This is a genomic window from Streptomyces sp. PU-14G, assembly GCF_041028275.1.
GTDB lineage: Bacteria > Actinomycetota > Actinomycetes > Streptomycetales > Streptomycetaceae > Streptomyces.
This window is the reverse complement of sequence record NZ_JASKYT010000202.1, coordinates 1-12914: the sequence shown is the minus strand read 5'-3', so window position 1 is coordinate 12914 and position 12914 is coordinate 1. Positions and strand designations below refer to the sequence as shown.

Annotated in this window: 9 protein-coding genes and 2 pseudogenes; 6 read left to right on the top strand and 5 right to left on the bottom strand. The window is 71.8% G+C overall.

The genetic code is table 11. The features are described 5' to 3' along the window. Positions 1-306: 306 nt before the first annotated feature. Positions 307-948, bottom strand: a complete 642-nt coding sequence (locus AB8Z75_RS22025) for a uridine kinase (RefSeq protein ID WP_369204612.1) — start codon at positions 946-948, stop codon at positions 307-309. 393 nt (positions 949-1341) lie between these two features. Here AB8Z75_RS22025 and AB8Z75_RS22020 point away from each other — a divergent pair, with 393 nt between their 5' ends. Beyond that, positions 1342-2766, top strand: a complete 1425-nt coding sequence (locus AB8Z75_RS22020) for a peptidase C39 family protein (protein WP_369204610.1) — start codon at positions 1342-1344, stop codon at positions 2764-2766. Here the strand turns inward: AB8Z75_RS22020 and AB8Z75_RS22015 are convergent. Further along, complete coding sequence (locus AB8Z75_RS22015; protein WP_369204614.1) at positions 2672-3013, bottom strand: tyrosine-type recombinase/integrase; 342 nt, start codon at positions 3011-3013, stop codon at positions 2672-2674. The genes AB8Z75_RS22020 and AB8Z75_RS22015 overlap by 95 nt on opposite strands. A gap of 199 nt (positions 3014-3212) precedes the next feature. Between AB8Z75_RS22015 and AB8Z75_RS22010 the strand changes: the two are divergent. Further along, positions 3213-3820: pseudogene (locus tag AB8Z75_RS22010) on the top strand (Tn3 family transposase); the annotation flags it as partial. Between the two features lie 24 nt (positions 3821-3844). Here the strand turns inward: AB8Z75_RS22010 and AB8Z75_RS22005 are convergent. Continuing rightward, positions 3845-4237 carry an ArsR/SmtB family transcription factor gene (locus tag AB8Z75_RS22005; protein WP_369204608.1) on the bottom strand — a complete coding sequence of 131 codons (393 nt, stop codon included), beginning with the start codon at positions 4235-4237 and terminating at the stop codon, positions 3845-3847. Between the two features lie 95 nt (positions 4238-4332). Here AB8Z75_RS22005 and AB8Z75_RS22000 point away from each other — a divergent pair, with 95 nt between their 5' ends. Both AB8Z75_RS22000 and AB8Z75_RS21995 read left to right on the top strand, forming a co-directional pair. Then, positions 4333-6312 carry a heavy metal translocating P-type ATPase gene (locus tag AB8Z75_RS22000; protein ID WP_369204606.1) on the top strand — a complete coding sequence of 660 codons (1980 nt, stop codon included), beginning with the start codon at positions 4333-4335 and terminating at the stop codon, positions 6310-6312. Beyond that, complete coding sequence (locus AB8Z75_RS21995; protein WP_369204604.1) at positions 6309-6695, top strand: (2Fe-2S) ferredoxin domain-containing protein; 387 nt, start codon at positions 6309-6311, stop codon at positions 6693-6695. The genes AB8Z75_RS22000 and AB8Z75_RS21995 overlap by 4 nt, the downstream gene beginning before the upstream one ends. Before the next feature lie 677 nt (positions 6696-7372). Here AB8Z75_RS21995 and AB8Z75_RS21990 read toward each other — a convergent pair. Next, positions 7373-8158: a polysaccharide lyase family 7 protein gene (locus tag AB8Z75_RS21990; protein WP_369204602.1), complete on the bottom strand. Its 786-nt coding sequence runs from the start codon at positions 8156-8158 to the stop codon at positions 7373-7375. Positions 8159-8419: 261 nt separating this feature from the next. Here AB8Z75_RS21990 and AB8Z75_RS21985 point away from each other — a divergent pair, with 261 nt between their 5' ends. Further along, the gene (locus AB8Z75_RS21985) at positions 8420-10342 is read left to right on the top strand and encodes a serine/threonine-protein kinase (RefSeq protein WP_369204601.1); all 1923 of its coding nucleotides are present in this window, start codon (positions 8420-8422) and stop codon (positions 10340-10342) included. Positions 10343-10364: 22 nt separating this feature from the next. On the opposite strand, the gene AB8Z75_RS21980 is transcribed toward AB8Z75_RS21985, so the two are convergent. After that, a complete protein-coding gene (locus AB8Z75_RS21980; RefSeq protein WP_369204599.1) occupies positions 10365-11153 on the bottom strand; it encodes an FHA domain-containing protein in 789 nt (262 codons plus the stop codon). 270 nt (positions 11154-11423) lie between these two features. Between AB8Z75_RS21980 and AB8Z75_RS21975 the strand changes: the two are divergent. Further along, a pseudogene (locus AB8Z75_RS21975) lies at positions 11424-12914 on the top strand (hypothetical protein); the annotation flags it as partial.

Here is a 12914-nt window from a genome sequence, read left to right as displayed (position 1 = left end):
CCCCCACGAAACGTCCCCCGTCATCTGCCGGTTATCACCCGGGGTTCCCGCGCTGTKKSGTCCGGGAGCGGGGCGCGGGGCCCGCCGGGTGCGGAGGCGTGCGCAAAGCCGCTACGAAGCGTGAGGGAAATGCGTCGTACTGCTTCCGCTTAGCCGTTCCGGAGCAGAACGAAGCCCCCGGTCACGGGGGAACAACCGGGGGCTTCGCGTCCGCAGACGGCCTGCGTAGACCGCCTGTTGGAAAAGTAATCGGTTCGAGGCTCACGGGTCAAGCCGCGCGGTTGCACTGAGTGCCGCAGATCGATGTCAACTGCCCTGAGCTATACGGAGGGTCATATTCACCGGAGAGACCGGGGCCTCTCCCGTGCGCCCGGACACCTCGTACCACTCCTGCCTCTCGCGGCTCTCCCGCACCAGGAAGTCCGCGAAGGGGCGGGAGGGGTCGGCGGCGAAGTGCGCCCGCTCCGCGGGGATCCAGCACTCCCAGAATCCCCGCTGGGCGGGGCCGTCCCGCTCCTGGCCGCGCCGCCAGGCCTCCTCGCGCGGTACGTCCATCCACAACAGACAGGCCAGCGAGGGCCGCAGCGCCGCCCGTCCCGCCCCCACGCCCTCGACGAGGACGACCGGAGCGGGCGGAAGCACGGCCTGCGTGGTGCGGGCCCCGGCCACCCAGTCGTAGACGCCGTAGCGCGCGCCGCGGCCACGCTCCAGGGGGCGCAGCACCTGGGCGGTGAGCCGTTCCGTCCAGTCGAAGAGCGCCTCGTGACTGGCCACGTCGTCCAGGTGCAGGACCGGAGCGCCCTCCAGCAGGGCCGCGAGCCGCCGCGCGCAGGTCGTCTTGCCCGAACCCGCGTGCCCGTCCACACCCACCAGCCGCACGGGGCCGCAGGAGGCGGGCAGAGCCGAGAGGCGGCGGGCGAGCGCTTCGAGGGAGCGGGGACCGGGCATTTCTCCAGCGTACGCGGCGCCTCGCACGGATGTGCGGCACGGGCACCGGCCGCACTCCGACGGGCCCCGGACGGGCCTCGGGCCGGCTTCTCGGACGGGCCTCGGGCCGGCCCTCGGACAGGCCCCCGGACCGGCTCCTCCGACGGGCCCCCGGGCCGGCTCCTCCGACGGGCCCCCGACCGGCTCCTCCGACGGGCCCCGGACCGGCTCCCCGTACCGGCCGCACCGACCCGCCACTGGCCGGGCCAATGGTGACGGCGTGCCGAAAGGGCGAAGCTCTGGGCACGGGCCCTCCCGAGCCGTAATAGTGGGCTGTCCGCAGACGCCCGCGCACCTGTGAGAACGCCGCGCCGGATCATCGACTGACCGACCCACCGACTGGGGGCACCACGCATGACCAGCAGAACCGCCAACCGCCGCACTGTTCTGGCCGCCGCCGTCGCGGTGGCCGCCTCGGCCGTCGCGGCACCCGCGGCCCTGGCAGCCGACAGCCGGTCGGGTGGTCCCACCGCGACGCCCGGCGGGCCGGGCAAGCACAGGCCGGGCAAGTACAGGCCGGGCAGGCCGGGGAAGGCAGGGAACGTGGAGCTGCACACCTGGTCCACGCGGCGGGACTGGGCCTCGGGACAGGCCGAGGGCACCGAGGTGAGGCCGGGGCACCGCCCCGGCATCGTCCTGGCGACCCCCGCGGGCCGCACCGACTACACCGACCCGCACACCAAGAAGACGGCCACCTGGGAGTACGCCACCTGGACCTCGCCCCGTCACACCAGCGCCGTGCCCGCGGGCGAACTCATCGCCTCCTGGAACGCCCACACCCCCAAGGGCACCTGGATCAGGACCGAGGTGCGCGGCACCTACTCCGACGGCACGGACACGCCCTGGTACACGATGGGCGTATGGACCTCGGGTGACGGTGACGACGTGCCGCGCCGCACCTCCGTCGACGGCCAGAGCGACGGCAAGAGCACCGTCTACACCGACACCTTCTCCATCGACGACCTCGCCGGCGGACTGCGCCTCGCCTCCTACCGGCTGCGGCTGACCCTCTACCGCGCCCCCGGTTCCGACACGTCCCCGACCGTGTGGCGGGCCGGCGCGATGTGCTCGGACGTGCCGGAACGGTTCGAGGTCCCCGCCTCCGAGCCGGGGTTGGGCCGGGCGGTCGAGCTGAAGGTGCCGCGCTACTCGCAGGAGATCCACAAGGGGCAGTACCCCGAGTACGACAACGGGGGAGAGGCCTGGTGCAGCCCCACTTCCTCGCAGATGATCATCGAGTACTGGGGCCGTAAACCCACGGCCGAGGACCTGTCCTGGGTGAACCCCGACTACGCCGACCCCCAGGTCTGCCACGCCGCCCGCTACACCTTCGACTACCAGTACGAAGGCTGCGGCAACTGGCCGTTCAACGGCGCCTACGCCGCCTCCTACCGGGACATGAACGCCGTTGTCACCCGAATGAGCTCCCTCAACGACGCCGAGGAGTTCGTCGCCGCGGGCATCCCGCTGATCACCTCGCAGTCCTTCATCGAGTCCGAACTCGACGGCGCCGGTTACGGCACGTCAGGACACCTGATGACCGTCATCGGCTTCACCGGGGACGGCGACGTCATCGCCAACGACCCCAACTCCCCGGACAACGCATCGGTCCGCCACGTCTACAAGCGGCGGCAGTGGGAGAACATCTGGCTGCGGACCAAGCGCAAGGACGCCGACGGCAAGGTCAAGAGCGGCACCGGCGGCGTCTGCTACGTCTACTGGCCCGTCGACCCGACGCCGGCTCAGCACCGGGTTCTGCGCAAACACGGGCTGGCCTGAGCCCGGAGGGCATGTGGTCCGCATACACGGCGGACACAACCTGACGGCAGCGCTCGCGACCATCCTGCGTCAGGTGCCCGTAGCGGTCGACCGTGACCTTGATCGAACGGTGCCCCAGCCAGCGGGACACCTCGTGGATGGAGACGCCGTTCGTCAGGGTCACGGTGGCCCACTTGTGCCGCAGATCGTGCGGCGTGTACGGACGCATGCCCAGCCGCCTGATTGCACGGTTCCACGATTTCCCCAGGGCATCCGGGTAGGGGATCGTCTCGGATGCGCTCAGGATGGGGAAGTAGGGGCCAGAGAGAACGCGGGCTCAGGCAGGGGAACGTCGCGCCATTCATCTTCTTTACGGTGTTTGAGTGGCGCGTACCGGGCGGCATATCGACCGCCTCGTGCGTTGGTGCGCACGACTTGACGCCGCAACCGCAGCATGCCGGTGTCGAAATCAGCTGGCCCGCAACCGCGTGAACCTGAACAAGGTGATCACGCACTGGCCGGACATACTGAAGGTCGCCGGTTCCCTGGTCACCAACCAGGTCCGCGCCTACGACCTGCTGCCAATGTTCGGACGCGACGGCCGCCGCACCCCGCTCGGGGCGGCGTTCGCCGAGTACGGGCGGATCGCCAAGACCGAACACCTGCTGCGCATGGTCGACCCGGTCGACGACACCGCCGGCAGATGAACCGGCAGCTCACCGTGCAGGAGTCCCGCCACAAGCTGGCCCGGGACGTGTGCCACGGCAAGCGCGGCACGATCCACCAGGCGTACCGCGACGGGAGGGAGGACCAGCTCGGCGCGCTCGGCCTGGTCCTCAACGCCGTCGTGCTCTGGACGACGAAGTACATCGCCGCCGTCGCCCAGCTCCGCGCCGAAGGCCACGAGATCCGAGACGAGGACATCGCCCGCCTCTCCCCGCTCAAGCACCGCAACCTGAACCTGCTCGGCCGCTACAGCTTCACCGCCAGCGTCCCGGCCGCCGGCTCCCTGCGCCCGCTGCGCGAGCCGGACGCTCCCGGGCTTGGCGAGGACGACGACGGCGAACAGGGCTGACGCACCGGTGCGCCGGGCTTGTGCTCAGCGCCCGGCGGCGGCCGGGGCGGTCGCACGGGCTGGGGTGTCGTGCAGCCCCAGGCGCAGGTGTTCGACGTGGTAGAGGGCCTGGTCGAGGAGCTCCGCGACATGGTTGTCATACAGGGAGTAGACGATGGAGCGGCCCTGCCGCTCGCCGGTGACCAGACCGAGGTTGCGCAGGAGCCGGAGCTGGTGGGAGCAGGCGGAGGCTTCCATGCCGACGGCTTCGGCCAGTTCTCCGACCGCGCACGGGCCTTCCTGGAGGCGGGCCAGGATGTGAAGCCGGGAGGGTGTGGCCAGGGCCTGGAGGGTAGCGGCGACATCGGCGGTGCCGACCGCGTCGAGGCGTTCGCGGGTGCTGGCGCTGCTGGTGGTGGTGTCGCGTCCGTGGCCCATGGCCCCATCATATCGGTGACACTTGAAAACCTATTCAGATGTTCCTATATGGTGGAGGGGTTGCAGTCGTTCCGCCCGTGAAGGGTTGTTTTGTCATGTCTTCAGTCCTGGACGAGCAGCGGTCCGCACCACCCGTCGGCTCCGTGCGGCCGGTCCCGCCCCGGCGCCGTACCCGCCTCCTGGCGCTGCCGGAAGCCCGATGGGTGCTCGCGGCGCTGGTGCTGTTCCTGTTCGCGCTGCCGGTCTACCTGCTGGGCGGACCGGCGTGGCTGTGGGGCACCCTGTTCGCCGCCACGTATGTCACCGGCGGCTGGGAGCCGGCCTGGGAAGGCTGCAAGGCCCTGAAGGACAAGACGTTGGACGTGGACCTGCTGATGGTCGTCGCCGCCCTGGGGGCTGCCGCGATCGGACAGGTCCTCGACGGCGCGCTACTGATCGTCATCTTCGCCACCTCCGGCGCCCTGGAAGCCGTCGCCACCGCCCGCACGGCCGACTCCGTGCGCGGGCTGCTCGACCTCGCCCCCACGACCGCCACCCGGCTCCTGCCCGACGGCGCCGAGGAGACGGTCGACAGCGAGCAGCTGGCGGTCGGGGACACGGTCCTGGTCCGGCCCGGCGAGTGGGTCGGCGCGGACGGTCAGATTCTGGACGGGGCCAGCGATGTCGACCAGGCCACCATCACCGGCGAGCCCCTCCCCGTCGCCAAGCAGGCCGGGGACGAGGTGTTCGCCGGCACCGTCAACGGCACTGGCGCCCTGCGCGTACGCGTCGAGCGCGCCCCCTCGGACTCGGTGATCGCCCGGATCGTGAAGATGGTCGAGGAAGCCTCCGAGACCAAGGCCCCCACCCAGCTGTTCATCGAGAAGATCGAGCAGCGCTACTCGATCGGCATGGTGATCGCGACCCTCGCCGTCTTCGCAGTCCCGCTCGCCTTCGGCGACACCCTCTCCTCGGCGCTGCTGCGGGCCATGACGTTCATGATCGTCGCCTCGCCGTGCGCCGTCGTGCTCTCCACCATGCCGCCGCTGCTGTCGGCTATCGCCAACGCCGGCCGGCGCGGTGTGCTCGCCAAGTCCGCCGTCGTCATGGAACGCCTCGGCCAGATCGACACCGTCGCCCTGGACAAGACCGGCACCCTCACCGAAGGCACCCCCCGCGTCACCGACCTGCGCCCGCTGCCCGGCAGCGGCCTGGACCAGGACACGCTTCTCACCCTGGCAGCGTCGGCCGAGCACCCCAGTGAGCACCCGCTCGCCCGGGCCGTCGTCGCCGCCGCCCGCGAACGCGGCCTGCCCCTGAGCGACGCCGAGGACTTCACCTCCAGCCCCGGCCAAGGCGTCACCGCCACCGTTGACGGCCACACCCTCACCATCGGCGCTCCCGCCCGGCTGCTGGACCGCCCCGCCCACCAGCCGCACCAGGCGGTGGTGGCCGAACTGGAAGAGGCTGGACGCACCGCGGTTGTCGTCCTGCGCGACCAGGAACCGGTGGGCGTGCTCGGGATCGCGGACCGGCTGCGGCCGGACGCCGCGGTCACCGTCGCCGCCCTCACCCGCCTGACCGGCCACACGCCCATCCTGCTGACCGGCGACAACGAACGCGCCGCCCGGCACTTGGCCGCCGAAGTCGGCATCACCGACGTCCGCGCCCACCAGCTGCCCCAGGACAAGGTGACGGCCGTCAAGGAATGGGAAGCCCAGGGACGCCGGGCGCTGGTCGTCGGCGACGGCGTCAACGACGCCCCCGCCCTGGCCGCCGCGCACTCCGGGATCGCGATGGGCAAGGCAGGCTCCGACCTCGCCCTGGAGACCGCCGACGCCGTCGTCGTCCGCGACGAACTCGCCACCATCCCCTCAATCGTGCAGCTCTCCCGCACCGCACGCCGCCTCGTCGTGCAGAACCTGGTGATCGCCGGCACGTTCATCGCCGTCCTGGTCGCCTGGGACTTGTTCGGCAGCCTGCCCCTGCCCCTCGGCGTCGCCGGCCACGAGGGCTCCACCGTCATCGTCGGCCTCAACGGCCTGCGCCTGCTGCGCGAGGCCGCCTGGCCCCGCCTCACCAAGGACACCGCGTGAGCAAACGCACCCGCCGTGCGGTCCCCGCCCCAGGGGCCGCACGGCCCACCGTCACCGTCTGCCGCGGCTGCTGCTGCGGCACGCCCGAGATCCCCGGCCTCGACCACGCCGCCCAACTCCGCGACCTGCGCCAGGCCTTCGACGGCACCGCGACCGTACGCGTCACCGACTGCCTCGACGCCTGCGAACGCGCCAACGTCATCGTCGTCCCGCCCTCCGCCGAAGGCCGTGGGAACGGCAGCCGCCCCGTCTGGCTCGGCCTCGTCAACGACCCCGACGCCCCTACCGACATCACCGCCTGGATCAAGGACGACTGCCGCAGCAATCGGTTGGTGTTCTCGTTGGTGCCGCGCTGCCACGGGCTGCGCGGCTTGCAGAGGTAGATCGGCATCCCGGTATCGGCAGTGATGGCTTGGTGCTCGGCCCTCTGCCGGCCTCGGTCCCAGGTGAGCGTTCGTCGTAGCTGGGGCGGGATACCGAGCAGATTCCTGGTGAGGTGCGGGGTGACCTGCTCACCTTGATGCCGTCGGGCAGCGCGACGAGGGCCGTGTAGCGGTTGGTGCGTTCGACCAGCGTGGCGACCGCCGAGGGGCGGGTGCCCCTCACGAGATCGCCCTCCCGATGGCCCGGGGTCTTGCGGTCCTCGACCTCGGCGGGGCGGGCGGTGATGGACACCATCCGCGGATGATCTTACGCCCGGTGGGCCGGCGGGCGATCTTCGGACGGCGCATGGGTCTGCCTGACCGCAGCCTCTGGGTGAGGCTGCGGTCGATCGCCTGGCGCCGGCGAGGGTCGTAGAGCGAGATCGCTTCGTGCGACATCTGCGTGGCGGCGTCACACTGCACGACGCCGACGGCGGCCCGGTGGGGGAAGGCGGTCGCGCCTGGGGGACGGTCGGCGACGGCCCGGCGGCGTCTGCTACGTCTACTGGCCACTCGACCCGACGCCGGCTCAGCGCCGGGTCCTGCGCAAACACGGGCTGGCCTGAGCCCGGAGGGCACCTGGTCCGCGTACACCGCGTACACCACCTGACGGCGGGCGGGTTGCGGCGCGTCCGCCGTCAGGAGTGGGTGGCCTCGATGCGGGAGATGCGGACCTCGCCGTAGTTGTCGTCGTCGCACGGCGCGGCGTTGTCGCAGTTGGCCTGTGTGTAGGCCCCTGCCTTGAAGTAGTTGGTGTCACCGTCGTGGGAGAGAGTGGTCTGCAACTCGCCGTTGTAGTAGGCGGAGATCTTCCCGTCCTCGGCCACGAACTTCGCCTCGAACTCGGTGCCCAGTTCGTAGTCGTCGGTGACGAGGTGGTGGTGGCGGTCGTCGCCGTCGGTGATGTAGAGCTTGCTGCCCTCCAGACGGAAGACGGTGACGTCGTCGTCCCCGCCGTGGACCTGCGCGCCGACCACGTACGGCCTCTCCTCGGGCAGCGCCGTGAACGCCTCGGTGACCACGAGGGTGTGGGTGCCGTCCGTGGTGGACCATTCGGCTTCGTCCGCACCGTTGTCGGTCATCTCCCGCAGCTCGGCGCGCGGGTAGCTGGAACCGCCCGTCGTCACACCGTTCACGGCGGCCCGGAAGCTGACCGCGTCGCAGCCGTCGTCGGCCCGGAACCAGGGATCGGCGGAGAAGGCCGCCAGTTCGGGCTGGGTGATCTCGGTGGGGTCCTCGTCGTCGCCCGTGGGCAGGGTCAGCTTCCAGTTCGTCAGGTCGAGGACGTCGGCGGGGTACGCGCACCGGGCGGCGGCCTCCGGCTCGTGCCGGGCCGCGGTGTCGGCGTGGGCGGACAGTGTGAGCGTGGCGGTCGAGACGGCCGCGGTGATACCGGCCAGCATCATGGTCCGAGTTCCTGGCATGGAGGTCTCCTCCTGTGTCGACGGTGTGCGCTTCCGGCCGACGCGTACCGTAGCGGCTGCCGGGACCCCTCCCGGCAGCAGCCGCTACGGGGCCGGCGCCGCCGCGCCGGTCGGTTCCGCCCGTCGGCCAACTGCCCACCTGCGCAGGCGAGATGAAGACTCCGAGGAGAGACTGCGTACGGGCCTTCGCAGGCAGTAGATTCGACGCGCGTGCACGCTGCGCTCCATGTGCGTTCCGGCGTCGACCGAGGGGGAAGATCCGTGCGTTCCGGGGACGGTTTCGCCGACCGCTACCTCCTCAAGGAGGTCATCGGCGCAGGGCGGGGCGGGGAGGTGTGGCTGGCCCACGACACGGTGGTGGGCCAGGACGTCGCGCTGAAGCCCGAGCTGCCGGAGGGGGATCACGAGACGGCCGCGTCGCGGCTGCTGGGCGAACCGCGTGCGATGGCCAAGTTCCGTGACCACCCCCACGTCGTCACCCTGTTCGACGTCGTGACCGTGCAGCCGGACGAAGGCGGAGGCGGCACCGACGCGGAGACGTACTGGTTCGTCATGGAGCACGTGCCCGGCGGCGGACTGGACCGGCTGCCGCCGGTCGCTCCCGCGCGGGCGGCCCGCATCGGTGCACAACTCGCCGACGCCCTGGCCGCGTTGCACCAGGAGGGCGTCGTCCACTGCGACGTCAAGCCCGCCAACATCGGCCTCACCCGGCGCGGCACCGCGAAGCTGCTGGACTTCGGTGCCGCCTACCGGGTCGGCGGCACGGGGACCATCACGCTCAACGGGCCGTTCAGCTTCACCCCCGACTACGCCGCCCCCGAGCTGGCCCGGGGCAACGTCCCCCGCCCGGCCTCCGACGTGTTCTGTCTGGCCGCCACGCTGCACGCCCTGGTCACCGGTGCGCCGCCACGCGGCGGCGCACCCGGGAGCGACGCCGCCCCCGGCGGGGCGGGGAACGGCGAGGAGGACGCCGAGCGGCTGCGGCACTGGAAGGCCGAGCAGGGTGTCGTCGAGATGGACGCCGACGCCCTGGGGCCGCTGCGACCCGTGCTCGCCGCCATGCTCCGGCGCGACCCGGACGAGCGCCCCAGCGCCGTCGAGGCCCGGCACTTGCTGGAGGCCGTCGCCCGCTCCGGGGACGGCGCCCCCCAGCCCGCGCCCTCACGTCCCGGGCGTCCCGGGTGGCGCCGGCCACTGATCGCGGCCCTCGGCATCAGCGCCGTACTGGCTTTGGGGCTCGCCGTCATCCTCGGCCGGGGCGACGGCGACCACGCCACTGCCGGGTCCGGTGAGAGCCGGCCCGGGAAGCACGGTGCGGACGGCGCGCAGCAGGCCCTGATCGGCGATCCGCACCGGGCGGACGTGTGCGCCCTGGCCGGCCCCGCGGCCCTCGACCGGTTCGGCAAGGCCGAAGTGGACGCGGACTACGGCAACTTCGACCAGTGCGACGTGCTCGTGCGGGCCGACGACGAGACCCGGATCGACGTGTCGATCCGGCTGCGCCGGGGCTCCGCGCCCGAGACGTCGAAGCCCTCCAGGACGATCGGGAACATCGGCATCCGGGAAGAGGAGTCGGAGGGTGACGAGTGCAAGCTGCTGCTGACACCCGGACGCGGCACGGACGGCAGCCTGGTCGGCATCCGCGTCAACATGGGCGAGGGCGCGGTGGCCGGCGGCAGCGCGACGCTGTGCGCGGTCGCGGACAAGGCCGCGGAGTACGCGGCCCGGGTCCTCGACAAGGGGCCGGTGCGCCGACGTTCCGCCGCCTATCCGCGTACGTCGCTGGCCTGGAGCAACGCCTGCGAGCTGCTCGACACCAAGGCGCTGTCCGCCGTGCCCGGCCTCAGGGTGGACGTGCCGGAGGTCGGCGTCGCGAACTGGAGCTGCAAGTGGTCGGGCGGCGTCGGCGATCTGGGCGTGGAGATCGCGTTCTTCCGCGACCAGCCCAGATCCGCGACGGACGGCGGCACCACCCGCACCCTCAGCGGGTACCGCACGGTCGTCGAGCCCGACGACGGCGTCTGTGAGGTCTTCGTCGAGTACCGCAGGTACAACGGCCGGGAGGCCGACCCGGCGGCCGAGATGGTGCGCCTGACCGTCCGCGGCGACGAACCTGCGGACAAGCTCTGCGAGAGGGCCACCGACCTCGCGGCCTCCGCCGCCGCCGAACTCCGCGACCGGTGAGTGCGGGGGAGGAGCCGTCCGCTCAGGGAGCGGGGTCGGGCCAGACCGCGTCGTCCTCCATCAGCTCCAGGTCCGGCGGCACGAGCGTGGTGGACTCCACCAGCCCCTTGACGAGATTGTGGAGCAGGCTGTTGTCGGTGGGGCGGCCCTGCGACTTGTCGTGCATCAGCGGGTACCGGAAACCGGTGCGGTCCAGACGGCGCCGTACGGCCTCGATCCGGTGCTCGATCCTGCGTTCGTTCCAGCCCGCGTCCCGGCGGAGGTAGGCGAGCTGCTTGGCGGCCATGGAGTAGGTCAGGGGGCGGGGATCCTCCTCGTACAGCAGATACCGCTGGCCGAGGACGACCAACAGCAGCCGTTCGTCGTCATCGAGCGCGAAGATCTCCGGCCGTACGGTCTCGGCACGCCGCCGTGACACAGGGCCGTGGTCGTCGTGGCCCGACACGTACAGCTCGACCAGGTGCTCCCGGTAGCCCGTGCCCTTCACGAACAGCGGGGTGTAGCCGGTGTCGAGGGGGAGCGGCTCGGTGCTGAGGTGCATCATCCGGCCGCGTGGCAGCCGGACGAGCTGCTGCCCGGTGTTGCGCAGCCACCACATCCCCTGATGGAACGCCAGCTCCCCGTGCCGCCGGCTCACCCGCAGGTCGTCCACCCCGACTCCCAGATCCACGTCCGGCTTCTCGCCGCGCCCGAAGCACAGGGTCGCCCCCTGGCGGGGCGGTGCGCTGAGCTCGTCGGTGACCGTGCGCGCGTGCAGGGTTCCGGGTGTGGCGGGCGCGACACCACGCGCGAGGCTGGTGGAGAGGGTCATCGCCGGTCTCCTCGGTTCGTCGGCTTCTCGGTGTGGGGACTGCTCGGCACCCGAACGGCACGGTGTCCAGTGTCCGTACCCGCTGCGGGACCGGTCCCGCGCGGTTGCCCCTAGCGTCACCGCGGACCAAGAGACCAGGACTTGTCGGGCCACGTCCAGGGATGAACGGGCCGGCTCGCCTCGTCCAGCCGTGAGGAGGCGCCACTTATGCATCTTCGGAGAGTTCCGGATCCGCATGGCCATCCGCCGCAAGCGGCAACACGTCCCGGTGTGCCGGAGCAGCAGCATGCGGGTCACGCCTTCCTGGTGCTGGTCAGGAACTTCCACCTGGCCAACTCCGTCGCTGTGGGGATGAGAGCACGGCTGGCCGAGGCCGGCGTCCACGCACCGGTGCTCGTACCGACGATGTACGAGCACCAGTTCGCGGCACCGGACGCGGCGTCGCGGCTCCAGGCCTGGTGGGATCGGCAACATACCGGCCTGGAGCTGTCGGCGGCAGTGGTGCTGAGCGTTGACGTCGAGGAGCTCGCCGGGCTCGGGCGGGTCACGTACATGGCAGCGCAGCCGGGACACACGAGGCGTTCCTACCAGCGCGGCGGTGCCGTGATCGAGGTACCGGTGGGCACGGTGGGCGAGCTGACGCACGTCGTGGTGTCGGGCACGTGCGGTGCCGACGGATCCGGTGAGCGGCCGAAGGCGGCACGCTCGGTGTTCTCGGCGCGGCGGCCGGAGCGGAACGCCACGCCGCTGTGGGACCGCCAGTTGATCCGTGCGGCAGCGGTGACGGGGGCGCTGGGGATCGGCGCCTGGCTGCTGCCTGCGGTCTCGCAGCCCGGCCAGGCACAGGCCGCGGACCGGCACCAGCACTCCCACCGTCAGCAACAGGACAGCCGTCAGGTGCCGGCGCCGCCTCCGACGCCCCCGCAGGCCGGAGAAACGGGGCTCGGCACGGGGCTCATACCACCGCTCGGGCCACCCATGTCCGGCTTCTTCTCCGGGAAATGGGCCGACTACGAGCCCGGAGTACCGCAGTACGACCAGACGCACGGCGGGACCGGGGCCGCGCCCGAGCCGTCCCCCGGGCCCGGGGCACCGGGCCCGGGACCCGCGGCCGGACAGCAGGCTCCCGCGGACAGCGCTCCGCCGACGCCTGAAGGCGGGAACCGGCCCGGTGGCGCGAACGCCAACGACCACGCGAACGAGCCCGCTCCCGGCCCCGAGTGGAACTGGGGCGACTTCTGGGGGCGTACGGCCGACGGTGGCTACACCGGCTTCTTCCATGCCGATCAGCTCGTGACCGGTGTGCAGAATCTGAGGAACCCGGACAACGTGCGCCCGCTTCCCGCGCCAGCGGGCGAGGATGCCGCAAAGGGGGCGACAGGAAAGATTCTGAAGCGGCTTCCCGCTGCCGCCGCTGCTTTTGGCGCCCTGTGGAACGCCAGTGCTTACGTCAATGCGCACGCCACCCCCGAGTACCGGAAAGCCATCCGCCAGATGGACGGCGGGATTCCGCCGGACCCGTCGCAGGACCCGCTCAATCCGGCCTTCCAGCCCACTCGGGCCGAGGTCTCCGCGGGTGTCGCCGAACCACCCGGCCAGGGGGACGGCCCCCCTCCGTACATCCCGGGACCGATAAACAACGGCCTGCTGCCAGGGCTGCCCATGGCCGACCTCCCGGCGCCACCGCCGGCGCCGCCTGGCTCGTCACCGTCGGAACTGGCCCGTGCGGAGGAGGAGCGTGGAGCTCAGGCGCGTGCGGAG

Bases quoted from the DNA above. Each gene is read 5' to 3' on its own strand.
- AB8Z75_RS22025 (WP_369204612.1), bottom strand. From the start codon at position 948: ATGCCCGGTCCCCGCTCCCTCGAAGCGCTCGCCCGCCGCCTCTCGGCT.
- AB8Z75_RS22020 (WP_369204610.1), top strand. From the start codon at position 1,342: ATGACCAGCAGAACCGCCAACCGCCGCACTGTTCTGGCCGCCGCCGTC.
- AB8Z75_RS22005 (WP_369204608.1), bottom strand. From the start codon at position 4,237: ATGGGCCACGGACGCGACACCACCACCAGCAGCGCCAGCACCCGCGAA.
- AB8Z75_RS22000 (WP_369204606.1), top strand. From the start codon at position 4,333: ATGTCTTCAGTCCTGGACGAGCAGCGGTCCGCACCACCCGTCGGCTCC.
- AB8Z75_RS21990 (WP_369204602.1), bottom strand. From the start codon at position 8,158: ATGCCAGGAACTCGGACCATGATGCTGGCCGGTATCACCGCGGCCGTC.
- AB8Z75_RS21980 (WP_369204599.1), bottom strand. From the start codon at position 11,153: ATGACCCTCTCCACCAGCCTCGCGCGTGGTGTCGCGCCCGCCACACCC.